This is a genomic window from Arthrobacter sp. P1_D12 (assembly GCF_056406175.1).
Genome location: NZ_JBFUAR010000005.1, coordinates 23261 through 45112 on the forward strand (window position 1 = coordinate 23261; position 21852 = coordinate 45112).

At 61.2% G+C, this 21852-nt stretch carries 16 protein-coding genes; 11 read left to right on the top strand and 5 right to left on the bottom strand.

Translation table 11 applies throughout. The annotated features are described in order from the left end of the window. Positions 1–31: 31 nt before the first annotated feature. The 5 genes from AC1DZV_RS04570 (at position 32) to AC1DZV_RS04590 (ending at position 8413) form a co-directional block, all read left to right on the top strand. On the top strand, positions 32–1126 hold the full coding sequence (locus AC1DZV_RS04570; protein ID WP_476953258.1) for a glycosyltransferase: 1095 nt from the start codon (positions 32–34) through the stop codon (positions 1124–1126). A 33-nt stretch (positions 1127–1159) separates the two neighbouring features. Continuing rightward, on the top strand, positions 1160–2497 hold the full coding sequence (locus tag AC1DZV_RS04575) for an O-antigen ligase family protein (protein WP_476953088.1): 1338 nt from the start codon (positions 1160–1162) through the stop codon (positions 2495–2497). Between the two features lie 1060 nt (positions 2498–3557). Continuing rightward, positions 3558–5111 (top strand): tyrosine-protein kinase domain-containing protein, encoded by a 1554-nt coding sequence (locus AC1DZV_RS04580; RefSeq protein WP_476953089.1) that lies wholly within the window; start codon positions 3558–3560, stop codon positions 5109–5111. Between the two features lie 102 nt (positions 5112–5213). Then, the gene (locus AC1DZV_RS04585; protein ID WP_476953090.1) at positions 5214–6539 is read left to right on the top strand and encodes a flippase; all 1326 of its coding nucleotides are present in this window, start codon (positions 5214–5216) and stop codon (positions 6537–6539) included. Positions 6540–6955: 416 nt separating this feature from the next. Continuing rightward, positions 6956–8413, top strand: coding sequence for a polysaccharide deacetylase family protein (locus AC1DZV_RS04590; protein ID WP_476953091.1), 1458 nt, complete (start codon positions 6956–6958; stop codon positions 8411–8413). A gap of 114 nt (positions 8414–8527) precedes the next feature. Here the strand turns inward: AC1DZV_RS04590 and AC1DZV_RS04595 are convergent, their stop codons facing one another. Next, entirely contained in the window at positions 8528–8992 is a 465-nt protein-coding gene (locus AC1DZV_RS04595; RefSeq protein WP_476953092.1) for an Lrp/AsnC family transcriptional regulator, read from the bottom strand. A 159-nt stretch (positions 8993–9151) separates the two neighbouring features. Between AC1DZV_RS04595 and pdhA the strand changes: the two genes are divergently transcribed. The 4 genes from pdhA (at position 9152) to AC1DZV_RS04615 (ending at position 14571) form a co-directional block, all read left to right on the top strand. Then, on the top strand, positions 9152–10390 hold the full coding sequence (gene pdhA / locus AC1DZV_RS04600; protein WP_476953093.1) for a pyruvate dehydrogenase (acetyl-transferring) E1 component subunit alpha: 1239 nt from the start codon (positions 9152–9154) through the stop codon (positions 10388–10390). Then, positions 10387–11499 (top strand): alpha-ketoacid dehydrogenase subunit beta, encoded by a 1113-nt coding sequence (locus AC1DZV_RS04605; RefSeq protein ID WP_476953094.1) that lies wholly within the window; start codon positions 10387–10389, stop codon positions 11497–11499. The genes pdhA and AC1DZV_RS04605 overlap by 4 nt, the downstream gene beginning before the upstream one ends. Before the next feature lie 2 nt (positions 11500–11501). Continuing rightward, complete coding sequence (locus AC1DZV_RS04610; protein ID WP_476953095.1) at positions 11502–12974, top strand: dihydrolipoamide acetyltransferase family protein; 1473 nt, start codon at positions 11502–11504, stop codon at positions 12972–12974. 538 nt (positions 12975–13512) lie between these two features. Then, complete coding sequence (locus AC1DZV_RS04615; RefSeq protein ID WP_476953096.1) at positions 13513–14571, top strand: acyltransferase family protein; 1059 nt, start codon at positions 13513–13515, stop codon at positions 14569–14571. Positions 14572–14974: 403 nt separating this feature from the next. Here AC1DZV_RS04615 and AC1DZV_RS04620 read toward each other — a convergent pair whose 3' ends face one another. The 4 genes from AC1DZV_RS04620 to AC1DZV_RS04635 all read right to left on the bottom strand — a co-directional run bounded on the left by AC1DZV_RS04620 (position 14975) and on the right by AC1DZV_RS04635 (position 18958). Beyond that, positions 14975–15241: a hypothetical protein gene (locus tag AC1DZV_RS04620; RefSeq protein ID WP_476953097.1), complete on the bottom strand. Its 267-nt coding sequence runs from the start codon at positions 15239–15241 to the stop codon at positions 14975–14977. Positions 15242–15375: 134 nt separating this feature from the next. After that, positions 15376–15693 carry a hypothetical protein gene (locus AC1DZV_RS04625; RefSeq protein ID WP_476953098.1) on the bottom strand — a complete coding sequence of 106 codons (318 nt, stop codon included), beginning with the start codon at positions 15691–15693 and terminating at the stop codon, positions 15376–15378. A gap of 61 nt (positions 15694–15754) precedes the next feature. Beyond that, positions 15755–16882 carry a glycosyltransferase family 4 protein gene (locus AC1DZV_RS04630; protein WP_476953099.1) on the bottom strand — a complete coding sequence of 376 codons (1128 nt, stop codon included), beginning with the start codon at positions 16880–16882 and terminating at the stop codon, positions 15755–15757. Positions 16883–18328: 1446 nt separating this feature from the next. After that, on the bottom strand, positions 18329–18958 hold the full coding sequence (locus AC1DZV_RS04635) for a TMEM175 family protein (protein ID WP_476953100.1): 630 nt from the start codon (positions 18956–18958) through the stop codon (positions 18329–18331). A gap of 234 nt (positions 18959–19192) precedes the next feature. Between AC1DZV_RS04635 and AC1DZV_RS04640 the strand changes: the two genes are divergently transcribed. Together AC1DZV_RS04640 and AC1DZV_RS04645 are read left to right on the top strand one after the other, a co-directional pair. Further along, entirely contained in the window at positions 19193–20008 is an 816-nt protein-coding gene (locus AC1DZV_RS04640) for an MBL fold metallo-hydrolase (RefSeq protein WP_476953101.1), read from the top strand. 563 nt (positions 20009–20571) lie between these two features. Then, positions 20572–21843, top strand: coding sequence for a MinD/ParA family ATP-binding protein (locus AC1DZV_RS04645; RefSeq protein WP_476953102.1), 1272 nt, complete (start codon positions 20572–20574; stop codon positions 21841–21843). Positions 21844–21852 lie beyond the last annotated feature (9 nt).

Consider the following 21852-nt stretch of genomic DNA (forward strand, 5'->3'; position numbering starts at 1 on the left):
GGAAGTGAGAGCTTCACGATCGCGGGTCACGATGGTCGTTTCTCACCTGGCTCCAGTTTTTGGCCTGGAGAGGGTCGCCTTGGATGTTTTCCAACTCTTGAGGAAAACCCATGATGTTGAAATCGTCTGTATTGGGGGAACCAATGCCGACACGGCGGCGTGCCCAGATGCTCTTCTCCTTGGCGGTTCCCTTCGAGGAATCCGCAGACTTTGTTCTCTTTGGAGGCTGGGGAAGTTTGCGCGCACGCTTGAATCAGATACCGTGATTCTCGTCGGAGTGTGGGTCGCTGTTCCCTGGCTCTTAGTCGCAGGCAAGTCGACTCGGCGGACCCTAGTCTGGGAACATTCAATGATGAAGGCGCGTCTCCAGCAATCGAGACAACTTCGATTGTTGGCACTTGCTGCCAGATTCTTGTACAGGAGTGCAAATGTCGTTGTTGCTGTAAGTCGCCCACTAGAAATGGATCTTGCGTCAATCTGCAAGGGAGCTTCTATTGTAACAATTGCGAATCCGATTGCGACGCCGGCTCCTACCCGCTCAATGCCCGTACAGAAGGCGTCATCGCGTCGCGTCTCTCAGCACAGAACTACTCAGTTGCTTACAGTGGGGTCACTGACGTCAGTGAAAGCACAACACCTGGCCGTTCGGGCGATGGGGTTCCTTGGCGGTGGGTACCGCCTCAGTATCGCCGGGTCGGGGCCTGAAGAACAGCGACTGATGCAGCTGGCTGAAGAATTGGGTGTAGCTTCGCAAATTACTTTCGAGGGATTCCTGAAACCTGCGGACCTTAGGCTTCGAATGGCCGAATCGGACCTCATGGTGCATTGTTCGGTGGTTGAGACGTTCGGACTAGTCTATGTCGAGGCGGCAAATGCCGGTCTGCCCGTAATCGCCACCCGGAACACGATGGCAGAGGAGATGATACCCAAGTTTGTCCCTGGTTGGGTATGCGAGCCGGATGCTCATTCGATCGCACAGGAAATCAGGAGTCGCAGGGATCAGCCGGTTCCGGGGGAGGAACTGCAGAGAGCGGAAACGATGAGGCGTCTTGAGTTCGATCCTGACAGGGTTGCGACTAAATGGTCTTCTGTCTTGGGCCCGACGCCACCGCTTAGCGCGCGGTGAACTTCCATTCTCGAATGAAGAGGTGAGGACTCTGTGAAAGAATTCTTGGTGATGCTCATTGCAGGGGCATCGATACTACCGCTGATCATAAACGCCAAGATCCTGCGCCGGAGTGTCACATACCATGGAGACGTTGCGGGAGCCTTTGGGATAGTCGTACTCGTCCTGGGCGGCCTCCTCTACGAAGCCCGAGTTGTGCCCACAGGGCAAGCTGCGCAATTGTCGGTCCTGGGCCTGCTGATCATGTCGGTGGTCTTAGTGGTCGCCACTTCCATCAAGTCTGCTCGCGGGTCGAGATTCCATGTCGCCGGAGAACTCTTCCTCCCCGCTGCAATTTCAGTGATAATGTTCCTCACAAATGCTTTGATGAACATAGAACTTCCTCTCGAGCAGTCGTTTGGTCGCCTTCTGGCTGTTGCAATTCTCGCACTGATCGGCGTTTTGGCTTCTATTAGCCGGGTGAGCCTCGAAGACGTTTGCAGAATCATAGTTATCTCGGTCCTCACTATATTTGTGATATCTGTTTTGATTCCGAATGTCTGGCGGGCCTGCGATATATTTAAATGCGGACCCTTTGGGGCAATCTACACAGGCCCTTTTGCTTCCGAAAATGCCTTGGCCATATTCGCTTGTGTCGGTATCCTTTGTACGCTTTCCACCTGGACTGGCCCTAGCTCTGCCTTTACTCTCATACCGCTAGCCTTGACACTTTACGCTACGGAATCTAGGACATCCCAATTGGCACTGGCAGGAGCCTTGGGTATATGGTGCTTTTCCCTATTATGGAAACGGGCCTCAACTCGAAACTTTAAAGGTAGGGTGAGCCCGTTTCGACTGCAGGGCTTAATTCTCACAATGATCATCTCCTGCCTGTTCATCACTAGTTTCTATCTTCTACTGACTGCTGAACCATCGTCCTTCAGTAACAGGGGGAACGTCTGGATTCGTGGATTGGGCGCACTTGGCGAGGACTGGTGGAGTGGGCTTGGGCTTGATCGATGGTCCTATTTGCAGTCGGTTGGAGTACTTCCCCTTCTATTTCCTCACAGTCAGTATCTTCTCTTGCTTTTTGGAGGGGGGCTTCTCTCTATTGTTTTTTTGTTTTTCTTTTTTACATCCGCAATTCGGCGTTCGGCGGTAGAAGGTTCAAGATTGCCGTTTGCGGCTTCGTATGCAGTCTTTCTATCGATTCTTGGGTGGACCGAGGCTTATTGGAATCCGATTACATTCGATGGTCACACATTCCTCATCCTCCCACTCATGTTTATAATAGCCGCGAGATGGTCAAATGCCACGAAAGCAGATGTTTCGGACCAGCCCGCAACAGCTTCATCGTTAAGCCTGACTCGGGCAAGCGCAGAGTATCGCTAATTCCATGGCATTAGATCTGTTCTCAAAATTGAGTTCCACATTTCGCGCCCGCTCCTCTTGGCGGATACACTGATCGGTTTAGTGTGCAGGTTTCGCAAGTAGGGGCCTATACCTAGCCCAAATCGCTTGTTCGGATTCATGCAAGAGAACCCGGCGCCAAGGCCTCGACGCTTGCTGGACGTACGACGTCTTGCGTTTGAGTCGAGCGACCTGGAAGCCTTCTACGGCGGATGGAGATGGCGGAAGAACTGTGTGGTCATGATGCGTTTGGGGCAGCGGCGGAGTCCCGTGGGCACTTTCATCCATCAGTGCCCTGAACGGCCCAGGGGTGGACGGCGGGGTCCGTGAGTTTGATGATCGCCGCGGTTGCCGACCAACGCCCATGGCTGGCAAGGACTCCGGTGCCAAGCGTTCAACTTGCTTGGCCAGTGTTTCTATTCGGTCTCGAGGTTGGCGCCTAGCGGGGACGGCGGCGAGTAGAACCGCCGTGTCTCTGCCCCCACGACAAGGACGGCAGGACCGTGGACATGCCTCATTCTTCACTTGAAGTACCCCGGCGTCACGTGGCCGGCTCCGCTTACTCTTCCGTGACAAAGCAGCCCGTCATATCGCCTCCCTCCTTTTCTCTGGCGCGTAGCCTCAGGCGGGGGCAACATATCTCAGTCTGTTGCGACCGAGCGAATGACCGCCGAGGCCGCGATCCCGCGGTCCGGGACTATTTATAGAACTCTCCTCAGGTACCGGCTTGAACTGGATTGGACACGGTTAAGGGAATCCTGGATTCCGCCCCACATGTTCGATCAGACTCGCGGCGTGCCCCTGATACGGTTCCAGCCTGAGACATAAGGGGCTGCCCAAATTACAATCACCGGCCGTACGCCCCAATCGGATGCCACCCCATCAGAGGCCCCAAATTGCGGACGCACCAGCAGCACAGATGACGCTGTCGAAAGGCTGGCAGTGACCGAGGAGGGCGGACGGTATGATGGGACCGACCGAGAGAGTATTGCGGGCGGCCAAGGAGCGCCGAGCCCAGCGATGAAAACAGGGGTGACCGGCATTGGATTTACGCGACTACGCACGCATACTGCGCCGCAGTTGGAAGTTGGTTCTTGCCACAACCCTATTGGGGCTCCTTCTGGGCGGTGCCGCCTCGGTGGCCGTGAAGCCGACATATACATCGCAAACCCAACTTTTCGTGGCGATTCAGAATTCAGGGACGGTACAGGAACTCCAGCAGGGTAATACTTTTACTCAGTCACGTGTTCAGTCGTACGTCAAGACGACCCTCACACCGGTTGTCTTGCAACCGACCATCGACAGCCTCGGACTTGGAATCAGCCCCGAGGAACTGGCATTGAGAGTAAAAGCTAGCACCGATTTGAATACGGTGCTTATTAACATTGAGGTGACCGACACCTCACCCGTTCAAGCTTCTGCAATTGCTCAAAGCGTAGCTACCAGTTTGATCAAGGCAGTCGACGCGCTGGAGAAGCCTAAAGGCGGTGGCGCGTCACCGGTTAACTTGTCGGTGATAACGCCTGCGGTTGCGCCGACAACACCGTCCGCACCCAATACGAAGTTGAACCTCGCCTTGGGCCTCCTTGTCGGCCTGGCTGCGGGGTTGGGCGCCGCAGTTGTCAGGGGAGGCTTGGATACGCGCATCCGCGGGGAAGCTGAGCTGCGGCATGTCACGGACGCTCCGATCTTGGGCGGGATAGCATTCGAGCCGGATGCTATAAAGAAACCGCTCATCACCCAGGCTCGTCATCAGAGTCCCCGAGCAGAGTCGTATCGTACCCTTCGAACGAACCTTCGTTTTGCAAATGTGTCGGTCCAGGCAAAATCGTTCATCGTGACTTCCTCGTTGCCAGGTGAAGGCAAAAGTACAACCGCCACAAATCTCGCGATATCCATGGCGCAGTCAGGGCAATCCGTCTGTCTTATTGACGCTGATTTGCGTCGTCCCATGGTCGGGGAATACCTCGGTCTAGAGCGCGGGGCTGGTCTTACGACGGCTCTCGTCGGCGCCGCAGACGTCAACGATCTTCTCCAGCTTTGGGGGGAAGACAACCTTTACGTTTTGACCTCAGGTCAAGTACCGCCCAATCCGAGTGAGCTCCTTGGCTCAGTTCAGATGCAAGATCTAATTAAACGGTTGGAAGAGGTATTCGATACTGTTGTTATTGACGCTCCACCCCTACTTCCTGTGACCGATGCGGCAGTGCTGGCCCAGCACGTTGGCGGTGTTGTTATGGTGGTCGGCGTTCAGAAAGTGCGCCAAGCAGCGCTCGAAAAGTCGATGGCCGCACTGGAGATGGTGGGCGCTAATCTGCTTGGTTTCGTTTTGAACCGGTTGCCCAGCAAGGGTCCCGATTCATATTCGTACAGCTACTACGCTTACGAAAACAGGTCGAGTTCTCCACAACTCAGTCCTGAACCTGAGGGAATATCCTCCTCCCACCACTTCGACTTGCCCGAGGCTGAGCGGAGCAGCATCCGGGCTAGCGTCGGCCCGTCCAAGGCTGATCACCATATGCCTGATGCAACGGCGTGGGATGAGCGTGAACGGGAAGCCCGCCGGTTCCCGCTTTCTGGAGCAGTTGTCGACTGAGGGTCACCTCGGCAGCATCCTTGTTCGCCCGGGCTGTGGTGCACATGGGGTTGATTTCACTGTCCGAACGCACGGGGCAGATGGCCGCGGCCACAGGCCTGGTTGTCTGACGCGAAACACGGAATACTAAAGGACTTTTCATTGCCTAGAAGCATGGCATCTTTTCGGGCGAACGTGCTTGGTCTCCTCGCGGGCCAGCTAACGCGCCTTTCACTCCAAGCTGCCTATTTTGTGATTTTGGCCAGAATGCTGGGGGTGTCGGGTTATGGAGCATTTGCCAGTGCGCTTGCCTTGTGCGCCCTGGTGGCCCCATTCAGTAGTCTCGGTGCGAACACGTTAATGATTAAAAATGTTTCACGTGACGCGAAATCCGCCAGCCTGGAATGGAAAAAGGCATTAGCCTACACCATCATAGGTGGGGTTCTCTTGTCCGCCATACTAACGCTGCTTGCTCATTTCATCGCGCCCCCGGAGCTTTCGCGGGTGTCAATTTTTCAAATCGGAGTCTCAGAGCTGATTGGTTTGAAGATGGTGGAATTAGTCGGCGCAGTCTGGCAGGGGCAGGGGCGGAGTCGACCTTTGATCGTTTTGCCCACGCTATTGAACCTATTCCGCCTTGCTGCTGCCGGCGCGACTTTCGTGTGGGTCGGCCAATCCTCTCTAGAGTTTTGGGCGACGGTATACGTGATGGCTACACTTCCTTTGGGCATGGTGGTGGCCATGCATACGACCGCAAAGCTTGGCTACGTGAAGCGTGGGATGAGACTCAAAGGTCGAGACGTTAAGGAAGGCCTCCTTTATTCCTTCGCCCTGTCGTCGCAGAATGTTTATAACGACATAGACAAAACGATGCTGGCGCGACTCGAGTCTGTGGGGTCAGCCGGCGTTTATTCGGCTGCGTTTAGAATCATTGACATGGCTTACGCCCCTATTCGATCCATTTCAGCTGCTGCTTTTCCCTTGTTTTTTCGCGAAGGGGAAGCGGGTCTCGTCTCTGCTCTCCGATTGACACGTAGAATCGCTCCCGCTGTTCTGATAGTGGGAAGTCTCGCTGCGATTGGCTCGGTTGTGTTGGCCCCGATGGCTCCATTGCTCCTGGGGGCGGACTACGAAAGCGCCATCGGCATAATCAGACTCTTAGCTCCATTGATTCTGCTCAGGGGTCTGACGTTTCTTGCTGCTGACACGCTAACCGGATGCGGCCGGCAGAGATTCCGAACGGGTACCCAAATTTCAGTGGCCGTTGTCAACGTCTGCCTGAATCTAGTTCTCATTCCTCACCTTGGAATACTTGGCGCCGTTGTGGCGACGCTAGTATGCGAGTTTCTTCTTGCGGCCATCTTGTGGAGCCATATTTATGTTGCACGTCGTCGGGCGGGGGAAGAAAGTGGCAATCTGTTGACTATAACGGCTGGCGTAGAAAAGTGAGAGCATTACTGGCCTTTGTCCCTCAAGTACCCCGACCTCAATGAGGGGTACTTGGGAGATGTGAGGCTACTGAGCGGGACAAGCCAGTTTAGGTTGAGCATGGACCTCTCGGCCCATGCTCATTGTCATGGTGCTCGGACCTGGCTCCTATAAAGGTCGGCAATTATTCCTTGGGGCGATTGGGGCGATTGGGGCGCTTGGCCGGTAGTTCTCCCAAGAACCGAGTACTTACTTACGTAGCCGCAAGCCGAACGTGCTTCGGGACACAAGTACCAGCTACTGGTGTGTACACCCCTCAGTTTCTAGTTGTATGAATTCAGGGTTTTCATAGTGTTGGGAACTCGAGCATGAATTGACAACTTTTTCTTGGGTGAATTTAGGAATCATCCAAGGGAAACCTCGCTGGGGGTCCAAAAATGGCTTCAATCGTTTCAACCTTACTTAGTGTCTTTCGCGCTGGGGCCTGTAGCCCACAGGCTTTCGCTGAGACGGCGGGTCCAGCTTCGGGCACTCGCTCAACTTCTGGTTCCGGGTCGCAGAAGGGCGCGTCCCCGGAGGTGTCCCTCTCAGTCCCGGACGGGGATGCCGCGACCCCGTTGAATCGCCGTGCTTTGCTGCGTGTTAGTTCCATCGCAGCAGCAGGCGCCGGTGGACTGTCGCTGCTTCCGGCTTCGCCCGCGCAGGCCGCCAGTTCGGCACGCCCTTCATCACGAGCGTCATCCGGGAGGGGTGCGGTAATGCTGTCCATGGACGACGGCTATCTCGCCATGGATACGGTCCGACAACTTCTTGATGCTCGAGGTCAGAAGGGAACTTTTTTCATTACGCCTGGACTCCTCAACGGCCCCTCAAAGATCAACGAATCGCACATCCTCGCCATGGTGTCGAACGGGCACGAAGTGGGCGCCCATTCCCAAACGCATGCGAACTTGTCCTCTGTAGCGCAACCGCAACGTGTCATCGAGCTTGAGCAGCCGAAGTCCTATCTTGAGAACCTTACGGGAATGGCGGTGACGTCATTCGCTTATCCATTCGGTACGGCCTCCGGCGGCCGGAACGCAACAACGGACCTCGACTTATATCTTCGGTACGACAGGGTTTTTGATACGGCTCAGTACAACCAGACCGCGCTTCATCCCCGATATGCTCAGGCGCCCACGCTGGTTCGCAGAACTTGCATCGACGGCACGAACCATCAGCAGGGTCTTGCGATGATTCGAGAAGCATCAGTCCGGCCAGTCGTGGCATCTTTTTACTTCCACAATCTCGACACACCGATCAACCCCTCGACTGCACAACTCATCGAAATGCTGGATCTGGCGCAATCATTGGGAGTGGAGCTAGTCACCGCATCCGATGGCTTCGGTTCGCATCGGATCGTGGCCAATGCGGGATTTGAGAACAGCGGCACTGACGCTTTGCCCTGGAGGTGGTTCAGGAGTGGTTCTGCGCAGCTTGAAATTGTCACGGAGAGCCCGCAGGAGGGACTGCCAGGAACTCGATCATTGCATCTTGCCGCCCCTGTCTCTACGTACTCCACAGTGGCCCAATCTGTTGAGGTAACCCCCGGGATCACTTACACGTATTCGTTCCGCGCACGCGCTGTTTCAGGATCGACTTGGGGCGCGAAGAGCTCTTATGGAAATGTCGTTGCTCTTGACTACGGGCAGGCGCCGATCGCGGGGTCAGAAGTGAGGACGGGTCCCATCTTGGCGGACAAAACGGCTTGGGCAAAGTATTCCGTAGACTTTACAACGCCGGCAGCTTGCACCACCGTGCTTCTGGGACTTGTCCTTGACTGGCCTACCGCCGGCGGTCGCGTGGCATTCGACCACGTCTGGTTCGGACCAAAGGCGATGGCGGATCTGGGGTAGCGAGGCCAATCGCAGCGGAGGGTGGCTACATCCCGGCAAGTGCATAGGTAAGTGGATGTTCGCGATGTCAGGACGGGGAGACAGAATGGCAGGTCCCCTGCGGCTTTAGCCCGCCTAGCGCGTATCCAAATCCTCGAATACCAGAAACGTCTGCGTATCTAGCACCCCCGGCATGGACTGCAACTGGTCGAAGATCACCCGGCGAAGGTCAATGTTGTCCACGGCGCGCACCAGCAGGATGACATCGAAGTCCCCGCCCACCAGTGCGATGTGATGGACCTCGGGGATGGCGCGCAGGAGCTCGCGCAGCTCCCGCCAGGAATGCTGGCGCACCTTCAGCGTGACGTAGGCGGAAGACTTCAGGCCCGCCTTGATGGGATCCACCAAAGCGGTGAACTTGGTCAGGACGCCCTCGCCGGTGAGCCGGGCGATCCGGGTGTAGGCGTGGGCCCGGGAAATGTGGACGTTCTCCGCCACCTGTGTCACGGACATCCGGCCGTCCCGGGTCAGCTCCGCAATGATGTTCCGGTCCACATCGTCCAGCGGCACCGCCACCTGCTCGGTTTCCAGCTCTGCCATTCGTCTACAACCCCCGCCGGTAATCCAGCTCACACTTACGATTTGTCTTCAAGATTAGGACATATTTGTGGACATCTCCACGATTTCCGGTGGAGGTGGATACGAAACATCGGCTGGCGGCATACTGGGACAGAATAGTGGCTACAGAAGGACGGACCAATGACGATCTCCGCAGACCACGCTGCGCAGCCAGCTGCGCAGCAGGCCGCGCAACAAGATCCAGCCGGTGACGCCGTGAGCAAGTTTGGCATCAGCGTTGAGGACTACATGCTCCCGGCCCGCCACCAGATCCAGATGGTGGGCCCGGACGGCACCCTGAATCCCCACACGGAGCAGGGTACCCAGCCGGGGCACGAGTACAGCCTGCCCAGCGAGGCCGAACTGATGGCCGCCTACGAGCAGCTCGTCGTCGGCCGCCGGGTCAATGACCAGAACTCGGCGCTGGTCCGGCAGGGCCGGATGGCCGTGTACCCCTCCAGCCATGGCCAGGAGGCGTGCCAGGTTGCCGCCGCACTGTGCCTTGCCGAGGGTGATTGGCTGTTCCCCACCTACCGCGACTCCGTGGCCGTCATGGCCCGCGGCGTGGATCCCGTCCAGACGATGACGCTCTTCCGCGGCGACTGGCACGGCGGCTACGACCCCGCCAAGAACAAGGTCGGCATCCAGTGCACCCCGCTGACCACCCAGCTGCTGCACGGCGTCGGCGTGGCCCACGCCGCCAAGCTGCGCGGCGAGGACACCGTGGTCCTGGCCATGTGCGGCGACGGCGCCACCAGCGAAGGCGACTTCCACGAGGCCCTGAACTTCGCCGCCGTCTTCCACCTGCCCGTGGTCTTCTTCGTCCAGAACAACCAGTACGCGATCTCCGTGCCGCTCGCGCACCAGTCCGTTGCGCCCTCCCTCGCCCACAAGGCCGTGGGCTACGGCATGGCCGGCGAACGCGTGGACGGGAACGACATCGTGGCCCTGCTCGCCGTCCTCGGCCGGGCCGTCAAGCTTGCCCGGGAAGGTTCCGGCCCGCTGCTCGTGGAGGCACACACCTACCGGATGCAGGCGCACACCAACGCCGACGACGCCACCCGCTACCGGCAGGACAGCGAAGTCGCCGAATGGGTGGCCAAGGACCCGCTGAGCCGGATGCAGACCTACCTGACGGACCGCGGCCTGCTGGACGACGACCGCGCCGCCAGGATCACCGAAAAGGCGGAGGCGGTTGCCACGCAGCTGCGCGAAGGCCTCAGCGAAGAGGTCCCGGTGGAACCGCAGGACCTCTTCAAATACGTCTTCTCCACCCTCACACCACAGCTGAAGGAACAGTCCGCCATGCTCGCCGACGAACTGGCCCGCGACGCCGCATCCACCGCAGCCGCATCCACCGCAACGGAGGCCGGGAAATGAGTCCCACCGTCACCACGTCCTCCGAGGCGAACGGCAACGTCAGCGCCGCCACGGCGCGCGCCGCCGCGAAGGCCGCTGTTGAGGCCGAAAAGTCCGGGCCGCAGACCATCACCCTGGCCAAGGCCCTGAACACCGCGATGGCGGACGCCATGCACGCGGACCCCTCGGTCCTGGTCTTCGGCGAGGATGTCGGCATGCTCGGCGGTGTCTTCCGCATCACGGACGGGCTCACCAAGACCTTCGGCAAGAGCCGCTGCTTCGACACCCCGCTGGCCGAATCCGGGATCGTCGGCATGGCCGTCGGTATGGCGATGAACGGCATGCGTCCGGTCATCGAGATGCAGTTCGACGCGTTCGCGTACCCGGCCTTCGAACAGATCGTCAGCCACGTCGCCAAGATGCACAACCGCACCAAGGGTGCCGTGAAGCTGCCCATGGTCATCCGGGTTCCGTACGCCGGCGGCATCGGGGGAGTGGAGCACCACTGCGACTCCTCCGAGGCCTACTACGCGCACACCGCCGGCCTGAAGGTCTTCACCCCGGCAACCGTGGCCGACGGCTACCGGATGCTCCGCGAAGCCATCGACTCTGACGACCCCGTCATGTTCATGGAGCCCAAGAAGCTGTACTGGTCCAAGGACCAGGTGGACCTGGACGCGCTGCGCGCCGAGCACGCCGCGAACACCGAGCGTGGCACCTCCTCCGAGGGCCGGGCCGCCGTCGCCCGCCCCGGCACCGACGCCACGCTGATCGCCTACGGCCCATCCGTCCCGACGGCGCTCGCCGCCGCGGCCGCCGCCGCCGAGGAAGGCCGCTCGCTCGAAGTGATCGACGTCCGCTCGATCGTGCCGTTCGACGACGAGACCGTCTGCGCCTCGGTCCGCAAGACCGGCCGCGCCGTGGTCATCGCCGAGGCCCACGGCTTCGCGTCCGTGGCCTCGGAAATCGTCGCCCGGGTCCAGGAACGCTGCTTCCACCACCTGGCCGCACCGATCCGCCGCGTCACCGGCTTCGACGTGCCCTACCCGGCGCCGAAGCTCGAGCACTACTACCTGCCCGGCGTGGACCGCATCCTCGACGCCGTTGACGACCTCCAGTGGGAAGACTGACCATGAGCGAACCGAAAGTATTCCTCCTGCCGGACCTGGGCGAAGGCCTCACCGAAGCCGAGCTCGTGAACTGGCTCGTGGCCGTGGGCGACGAGATCCGCGTGGACCAGCCGATCGCCGAGGTCGAGACCGCCAAGTCCATGGTGGAGGTGCCCTCGCCGTACGCCGGCACCGTGGCCGTGCTGCACGGCGAGCCCGGCCAGACGCTCGACGTCGGCAAGCCGCTGATCTCGGTGATGCCGGTTGGTGCTGCTGTTTCCGGGTCCGCCCCCGGTGGGGCCGGCACGGATGATGCCGCCCCCGCCCCTTCGCCGGACGGCACTGCTGCAAGCAGCATGCCGCCTGCTGTTGCCGCTGAGGCTTACCGCGAGGAGGAGAAGGCCGGGTCCGGGAATGTCCTGATTGGGTACGGGACTCCGGGCGGGCATGGGGTTGCCCGGCGGACGCGGGCTCCTAAGCCGGCCGGGATGGCTGAGGCTGTCAGCGGGGTGTCTGCTGCCGAGAAGGCTGCCGATGATCTGGTGCTGATGCGCACCCGGGTTCCCGGGAAGCTGGGGGCGGTTATTTCTCCGCTGGTTCGCCGGATGGCGCGCGATCATGGGGTTGATTTGGGGGAACTCCAAGGATCGGGAGCCAGCGGGCTCATCATGCGGCGCGATGTCGAGGCCGTCATCAAGCCGTCACCGGTGGTTGAGCGCCCGGCCGCGGAGCCTGCAGCGCCGGCCGCGGCTTCCGGCACCGACATGCGCACCGGGCTGGGCATTTCCGGACGCACAGCGGTCCGGGGCGTGCGGAAGGCGGTCGCGGCGAACATGACGCGCAGCCGCTCCGAGATTCCGGAAGCCACAGTGTGGGTGGACGTGGACGCCACGGCGCTCGTAGAGATGCGTGCCGCGCTGAAGAAGGCGGACCCGCACAACACCCCGGGTCTGCTGGCTTTCATTGCCCGGTTCGTCACCGCCGGGCTGAAGAAGTTCCCGGAGCTGAACACCAGGATCGTGACCACCGAGGATGCTGCGGGCGGGGCGATGCAGGAGATTGTGGCCTTCGACGGCGTCAACCTCGGTTTCGCGGCGCAGACCGACCGCGGACTGATGGTGCCGTCGGTGCGGAACGCGGACAAGCTCAGCGCCCGCGAACTGGACGCCGAGATCCGCCGCCTCACCGCCGTCGTGCGCGAGGGCAAAGCGACCCCGGCGGACCTGGGCAGCGGCACGTTCACGCTGAACAACTACGGTGTGTTCGGGGTGGACGGTTCCGCCGCGATCATCAACCACCCCGAAGTGGGGATCCTCGGTGTCGGGCGGATAATCGACAAGCCCTGGGTGGTCAACGGCGAGCTCGCGGTCCGCAAGGTCACCGAGCTGACCCTCACGTTCGACCACCGGGTGTGCGACGGCGGCGCGGCCGGCGGCTTCCTGCGCTACGTCGCGGACGCGATCGAGAACCCGGGGTCGGCGCTCGCGGACATGTGAGGAAGTTCAGTATCGATCGGTGCATTCAGCGCAAGCTCGGATCACCTAACCAGTCTCTCTCGGCTCACGTAGCGGCCTCACTCGCCTCTTATCATTGGGGCCTGGGAAGTCGTCGTTTCGGGTGCGATCTCGGTCTATCAGGATTTTGGCCACGAACCTGCGGGCTGCAGGCATTTCGCTACATACGTCGATGGTAAGGCAATCTACAGAAGGATCCTCCATGGGCTAAGCAAAGAAAACCATCAGGCCCGATCGGTGCCAGCGATGTCCCTTACGCGGACTCCCTGCGGCCGGCCGGGCCGAGGACCGTCATGCGTGGCGTGACGTCTTCGAATAATGGCGGGGACGGAATCCGCTTCGGGGATGGGGTTGCCATAGCCATGGCGGACGTCAGAACCTGAGGCGCTAAGGGCCACGGCATCAATTTTGAGTAGCACGCTAGGACGCCGCGGCCCCATCTGTTCGTAATGGCCGGTCGGAGCCTGGCGGTAAACTCGATTCCGCGGCAGTAGCCGACGGTCATCAATATGGGGGACACATGACAACTGATACAAGCGTCGATGCTGCCAGAAAACAATTACAGAGTTCTACTCTGCCGTCCTATCTACCGTCACTGACATCGCTACGAGGTTTCGCCGCACTCTTCGTGTTCATCTTCCATCTGAACACGGTTGGTCTCATCAGTGTCGCGCCGGCCAAGCTTGGCTACTCGGGTGTGGCATTTTTCTTTTTGCTCTCCGGCTTCCTCTTAGCGTGGACGGACCGCCCAGGTCGCCGCGCCTCTCACTTCTACCTGCGCAGGTTTGCCCGGGTCTATCCTTCGCATCTGGTCATGTTGCTTGTTGTGCTTTGCCTACCTTCCGGGGAAGGGCAGAGCGGCCTTCTGCCTACGCTTATGCACGTTCTACTCGTCCAAGCATGGGCGCCCGACTTCGCTTACACATACTCTCTCAATGGGGTGGCGTGGTCACTTTCCTGCGAGATGTTCTTCTATGCGCTCTTCCCGCTCCTGGTCGCTGCACTGCGTGGACGGAGCGTCAGGACTCTCGCGATCATCGGCTTCGGCGTATTTACCATTGTTTCTGTCGGTGTCCTGAGCAGCACGATGCTTGATGTCAGTGCCAGCGTCGATGCCATCCGATACACCAACCCGCTAGTCCGATTGCCGGAGTTTGTCCTTGGCGTCTGCGCCGCGCTGGCCATGCGGGGCGGATGGAAACCGAAGCTGTGGATGGGTGGCGTTCTCCTGCTGATCGCAGGCGCAGGGCTCGTGGCAATCCCGGACAAGCCGGCAGGTGACGTTTGGGGGACGTTGGTATTTCTCGTCGTAATTGTGTTCTTCGTCCGCATGGACTGCACTCGGCCCCTCAAGGTGATGCAAGCGAAGCCCTTGATTTATGCGGGTGAGGTGTCGTTCGCCTTTTACCTGGTCCATCAGTTCGTGATGGTTCAGAGTGTGGAGATTTTCGGAACCACGGTTGCTGCTAGTGCAGCTTCCATTGTCGGATCCGCGGTATTTGCTCTGGCCCTTCATCATGGGGTGGAGCGCGTGGCGTACCGCACTATCCTGTCACGCTTCGCCACCCCACGCCATTAAAGAGGCCCCCATGAACGGGCTGATACGAGAGGCGCTGCCGAGGCCGATACAGGTCGATTCTTGGCGAAAATTTCACGGCAGGGGGAGACACTTACTGACGCGCGCCGGAGCTCGCCGAGCCCGCGCCGCCGGTATCGGAGATAGGTGATTTCCGAGACGGGCCAGGCGTGTGCCCGAGGTGCAAGCACAAGCCGGGCGCGCAGGGCAAGCAGCCGTGGCCCGTCCGGCTTTTCAAATTCCGTACCGTCCCAGCCCGTTGCGGCGCCGTGGATGAACGGGACTCCGGTTCGATTGGTGTCCCTGACACCGGCGGGGTGCCGAACCGCCTTCCACCGCTCTTAGGCCAGCGCGAGAAGTTGCGCCGTCGTGGTGTCCTTCACGCCGATACTGACCGCTTAGTCGATCAGCGCGTTGAAGTCGGGTTGCAGCCACTCGTTCTGTACCGCAGTCCCTGACGGATTAGGTGGTGCACGATGATGTTCATGGAATAGTTCGCTTCGGCCCGATCGGGCAGCAGGTTTATGGATGCTAGCGTGCCGGGCCTGACAGCGCCCGTAGCGGATGCCTCGAGCGGTTGCGGGAGCCGTGACGGGGTGGGCAGTTCATCTTTGGTCCGGCAGCCGTAGTACACGGCCACGGCGTCGACGGCGTTCTTATCGAACGGGCTCATAGAGCAGGCGTTGGATTCGACACCGTTCGCACTCTGCCATACCCGGCAGTCCAACAGCATGGCCTCAATCTGCGCTTTGTTTGCCCCGCGAGGGAGGCGTGCTGGGCGTTGGTCATTCAGTGCGCACCAAGTTCCTAGCTGTAAACGTTCTGGAGCTGCCGGACCTTCGCGACGGTGAGGCATTCTGCCCGTGGCAAGACGTTCGATGGTGGGTTCAGCACGCCGCGCCAGCCTACGGACGCCAGCTTCCGCGCCACCGTCATCGGTTGCAAATAGGAGTCATCAGACGAGATGATGAGCGAGCCGGCAGCTGCGGGATCAGAGTAGACGCCGATCACGGGGGCGATGTCGAGCCGGGCGGTGCTGCCGCCGCCGAAGTCGTTGGGCACGACCTGGACGCAGATGATCGTGGTCGTGTCCCGGGAACCGACCTTCGCCATGATGCCGAACACTGAGCAGTGTATGTAGACGGGCGCCCGTTCCCCCTCGCGGAGAACGGACTTGCCACTGATCTTAGCTACCGCTCTGGGGCATCACCGCCTGGCATGCGCTGACAACGCGGCGGGCGCAGCTTTCCCAAGTGAAGTCTGTCTCGTAGCGGGCGCGAGCGTTACGGCTCATCGACTGGTAGGCATCCGGGACAAGGATTGTTTCGACGGCGTCCGCATAGTCTTGCGGAGTGCCGTCTGTTAGGAGCAGGCCGGCTACACCGTTTTCTACACGGTCAGGGACGCCGCCAACAGTGGAAGCGACAACGGGGAGCGCGTGTGCAGCGGCCTCCGCCAAGACCATAGGGAACGGATCGTTGCGGGTTGGCAGTAGGAAAACATCGGCGGACTGGTAGAGGCTGTCGAGCTTCCGCCTGCCCTCTTGCGTGGACTTGGTAACGAATCCATGGTACGTGACGTGTTCACGGTGCCACTCGGCGGCAGGTGGTTGGACGCCAACTACGTCAAGGTGCGCGTCTACGCCTCGTGCGCGCAGGGCGTCGAGTGTTTCAACGGCGGTGTCCATGCCTTTGCGGCGCCACTTGACACCCATTGTCAGGAGACGCACCGGTGCGCCTGCCAGACTGGCCCGTGGGAACGCATTGGGGTCTTCGATGTTGGAACCGAACGGGGCAATGAACGTGCGGGTCACAGAGTAGCGCTCCTTGGCGTCGTCCAAGGCCCAGCGCGAGGGCATCAGGACACCGGCGAGCTGCCGCAGGGCTGCACCTTCCAGCTCGACGGCCTGCCGTTCGGTGCGGCGGGACAGTCCGGACCAATGTGGCGACTCGTTGAGGCGCTGCCCAATGGTGGCATCCCCCCAGTACAGGACCGGCACGCCGGACGCCGGACGGAGTGGATACCAGCCCATGACGACCACAACATCCGGTTTTACCTTGGCAACCTCACGATCGAACAGCTTAGTGAAGAATCGCAGCGCGGCAGGCTCAGCCTCCCAGTTGATCTTCTTCCCCAGCTTGCCAGTCAGGCCAGCGAATTTGTTCAGTGCTTTGTATGCCACGGGTGCGAGCGGCCCGATGGTGACAACATCATCATGAACTGCCCGCAACCCTTCCAGAAAATGGGCCGGCGTGCCGGACCATACGTTTACATCATCTGGAGCACCAGTCAGCGTGCATATGGCGATTCTCATGCCCCTGACCTTAACAGAACTAAGCCCCTTCGACGGTCTCGATGGTGGCTATCCAGTGCGATGTCCCGGCGTCCGAGGGGCTGACATGCACTCCAATGTGGCCGCATAGTGTTTTCGCCATCAGTTCGGGGGACGGCTGTCATAGCAAACGCGTCACCGCTTTCCTGCGCTACGTCGCTGGCGCGATTGAGAACCCGCGGTCCGCGCGCGCGGACATGTGAGGGCGCCATGCGGTAGTGGCTTGGGTCCCATCAGGTGCTGGCCCAGCGAGCTGGTGACCAAGTGATGCAGCCATTGACTAGGATCCGGTTGATCGAAAAACTGCTCTGAGCTGGGGGAATGAATGGTAGCCATCACGTCCATGCTCACGGCTGCCTCTCTCGGGGCCGGCTTGCTGGAGGGCCAGCCAGCGGCGGCTTCGCATTCGGCCGGAGCGCATTGTCGGGCAAGAAGGCGAGCGATGCGCTGACCGACCTGAGCCGGTGCGTCCGCGTCACCGAACTGTAAGCCGGTTGGCTGCCAGCCAACTTCTATCCGCCACCTCCAACGGGACGCTCAACCGGTTACCGAAATTGCCGCCGAAACTCACTTACCTGTCTATAGCTTCCAAAGGGCTCACGAATTCGGCCAACGTGCCAACGGCACCCAGGCTGACCGGGTCGGACAACGTCTGTGACCCACATTCCACAGCTTTCAGGCGGCCGGAAAACTGACCCGCCTCGAATCCTTCGGCTTTGATGCCAAGGGCATCATCGACCTCACCCCGCTGGGGCCGGTGAAGTCGCTCAAACCAATCGAGGTCACTGTCAACAACAGTCTTGACGATCCACGCCCTATCATGCCCCCGGGCCAAGACCCCGTGTCGCTGCCCGGCCCCGCGGGGCTCGACGGCAACGTATCGCTCCTGCCAGCGTGAAGGCCGCCGATCTGAACCGGCCGGGAAATGCGACGGTGAGCGGGAAGCCGGACACTGACGGACTGGCGATCTTCCCTGTAATCGGGAATTTACGGAGTCCTATTGATTCAGGACCGCAAGTCGCGCAAAGGGTTCGGCCACATCACGAATTACTGCCTGGCGGAAGGGCTGAACGTCACCGTCCGGGAGCGCGCCCCGTGGGCGATCGACCCGTCCCTTTAGGCGCGTCATCGGCGGCGCGCCCTCCGTCGGTAAGGTCCTCTACGTGCTGAATCCTGGAACAGGCCCACCAGGGCAAGCTACCACTGGTACCGCAACGAAGGCGGCTGGAACGATCCGCCCCCGGCGATCAGCGGAGCGACCGGCTCCCCCTACAAGATCAGGGGTGCCGACCGGACTTTGAGGTGTACGCGAAGGTCCGAGTCTCCGGGTAGGGAACGGACATCGCCGATACGACCAACAACATGCGGTAGTTCATTTCCCGACCGGAAGCGGCTAGGCAGGATCAAAAATGGCTCGCTACAGCAAAGTCAGGTCTTTGCGTTATCCGCATTCTTCTCCGCCCGTGCGGAAAGGCGCCGCGCCAGCCACGACGCTGGCAGGAGCAGCAGCCACACGAAGGGCGTGTAGGCGTTGAGGACGAACGCCGCCGGAATCGAGAACAGGAACACCAGCGCCACGGCCATGCGCGCGTAAAAGATGCGGCGGTGGACGTGGGCGGCCATCTCGCGGTCCATGAGCCCGGCGTGCTTCGCGTAACCCCAGATGGTCGCCAACATCAGATAGACCGCGGCAATGTTGGCGGCGTACAAAACGCTCGGCCACGGCGTGGGGTCGTCCCCGTAGTCGCTGAGAATGGACGTCGGAGCGGGCAGCATGGCAATGAAGAACAACAGGGCCAGATTCAGCCAGGCCAGCTTCGCATTGAAGCGGCGGATGAGGGCAAAGTCGGAGTGGTGGGACATCCACGTCTCGGCGATGATGACAAAGGACAGGGCGTACGCCAGCAACTGCGGCCAGGCCGCAACCAAGGCGCTGTCCAGCTGCTCCGCGGGGATGCCCTCGGGCAGTTTCAGGTCCAGGGCCAGGAGGGTCAGGGCGATTGCGAAGACGGCATCGCTGAAGAACACCATCCGCTCCACGGACGTGCCGGCATTCAACGGGAGCCACCCCCAATCGTTCGGTAGAGCAACTGGCTCATCGACGGAAGTAGCCCACAGGCTACACCGCGGCGCGGCCCAAGACGAGGGGCGTCCAGGCGCATCCGCCACCGGCACGGGACGGGCATGCCTCCGGGATTTGCCAGCCCGACACGGGTAGAATCGAGGCCTGTACAGGGCACCAGCAGCCCCGCACCAACAACGCCGGAAAAGCGTCGGAATTACGGAGATTCAATGTCACGATGGCTCGAGGTCGGTCCGGACAACTACGTACTGACAACTCAAGGTTCCCTGCTCAACACGGGTCTGGTGGTCGGCACCGAGCGCGCCATGGTGATCGACACTGGCGGCGGCCCCCGGCAGGGCCGCGAGATCCTGGCTGCCGTGCGGGAAAAGACCGGACTGCCGCTGGTCGTGGTCAACACGCACGCCCACTACGACCACTTCTTCGGCAATGCCGTCTTCGCCGACGACGGCGTCACGGAATTTTGGGCGCACGAGAACTGCGCCGCGGAAATTGAGGAGAACGGCGACGAGCAGCGCCGGCTTGTGGCCTTGGCGGAACCTGAAATGGCGGCCGGTCAGGGCTCCGACGCTGAGTTGGTAGTTCCGAACGCCATCGTGAAGGACCAGCCGGTCCTGGTGGATCTTGGTGGACAGAGCGCCACCTTGTTCTATCTGGGCCGCGGCCATACCGACGGCGACCTCCTGGTCGGCACCGCGAGCACCCTCTTCGCCGGCGACCTCGTCGAACAGGGTTCCCACCCGTCCTTCGAGGACTCATTCCCGGAAGACTGGGCTGACGCCCTCCGGCACCTTTCCGCGCTGCGGCACCGGTACGAATTCCTGGTCCCCGGCCACGGCGAGCCGTGCTCGGACCAGTTCGTCAAAACCATGGCCAACACCATGACCACCGCGGTCCGGCAGGCGATCCAGGCCACCCGGGAAACCCCGGACGACGCAACCAAGGCCATCCCGATTCTGCCGTACGGCCCCGAACAGTCGCGCTGGTTCATCAAGCGCCTGCAGGACACGCGGGCCCACCGCTAAGGCCGGCGGGCTCAGGCGCGCCGCCGGATGGACAACGCCGGTAGCCTGTGAGTAACCTCATCTCCGGGTCCCTTTCCGTGGACCCGCTCTCGCCAGCGACCAGCTTGCCCAAGGATGGGGATCCACGGGGCTCGCGTCAATGATGTCGCTGCTCCCAGGAGGTCTCACCTGTGACTTTGCCCGGCTATGTCCTTGCGCTGTGCATTTTGCTGGGGAGTCTCGTGTTTCTCTCCGCCGTGTTCTACGGGCTGCTTCGCCTGAGGCGCCGCAGACACGGGCCCGCTTCCGTTCTTCAGCGCCAGGAGTCATGACTGTGCCGTACGTCGACATCAACCCTCACCGCAGGCGGCCCAGGTGGTGGGCTTACGTTGGCCTGGTGCTCTTGGCGGCAGCAACGATCGCCGTTGTGGCGCTCGCTCTGCGTCGCTGAAGAGGTGCACTTTCCGGCCACATCTGCGGGTCCTCGTCAGCTGACCACCGTGCCTGCGCCTAGACTTGCTGCTTGGACCAATTCAAACAAGCAACGCAGCGGGCCTGCGCTGTGATCCCTGGGGGGAACAAACATGTCCGAACCGGTGGACACCAAAACTGCCAACGACACGGTGGACGCAGAGCAGCCGGATCTCCGGCGCCGGCGTAACCGTCGCGCCGACGGCTCCGATGCCTGGACGGGAACCATGCCCATCATCACGCCCAACGAGGCGGACCGCGAATCTGCACGTACCGCACCGAGCAGCTCATGGGCGGAAGCGGCCGCCGCGGCGGATGCGCCCGCTGCACCCACACGCGCACCCTCCGGCGGAGCGCCGGCGGCGTTGCCCGAGACCCCCGGAACAGGTCCTGCCGTGCCCGCGCAGCCAGGCCGCTCCACGCGGTCGGCTACCCGGTCCGCGGCCCTGGCCGACGCCCCGGTCCCGGACTTCATCAGTTCCCCCGGCCTATTCGTCCGCGAGCAGAAGCCCCGGCCCGTCGGCGGGTTCCGCGGCGGCCTTTACAAACTGACCGGGCTGAATCTTGGCCCGAGCGCTCGGCAGCGGGAAGAAGACGAGCTCGCCCGGCGCATCTCCCGCCAGCTCCAGGGCAGCTACAACACGGCCGTCCTGAGCCTGAAGGGCGGCATCGGCAAGACCTCCACCACGGTGGGCGTCGGACTGACCCTGGCCGAGTTCCGGGGCGATCCGCCGTGCGCGATCGACGCCAACCCCGATTCCGGAGACCTCGTGGAGCGCGCCCTTGGTGAGGGCATCTACCAGCAGCAGAGCCCGCGGACCATCACGGACCTGCTTAGGAACATCGAGTCTGTCGATTCCCTCACCGCCTTGGCCCGCTACATGCATCACGCCGGCAGGCTCCACCTCATTGCCGGCGAACAGGACCCCGAGGTGTCGGATTCACTGACGGCCGAGGAATACCTGCGGATCCGCAAGCTCATCTCCGCCTACTATTCGGTGGCGCTGATCGACTGCGGCACGGGCGTGACGCACAATGCCATGAGCGGCATCCTGCAGTCGGCGGACAACCTGATCATCGCGGCCGGCTACGCCGTCAGCGGCGCCAAACGGGCCCGCAGCACCCTGCACTGGCTGGCCAGCCACGGCTACGAGGACCTGGCCCGTAACGCGATCGTGGTCATCACGGACAAGGACGAGGTCTCCACACGTGTGGACAAGGATGCGATCGAGGAGCACCTGTCCGGCATCTGCCGTCAGCTGATCGCGGTTCCGCACGACCGCGGGGTGGCCGACGGCGACCTCGTGACCCTGGACGTGCTCCGCCCCGAAACGCGGCGCGCGTACCGGGAGATTGCCGCCGCCATTGTGGACGGGTACCTCTAGGGGTGGACC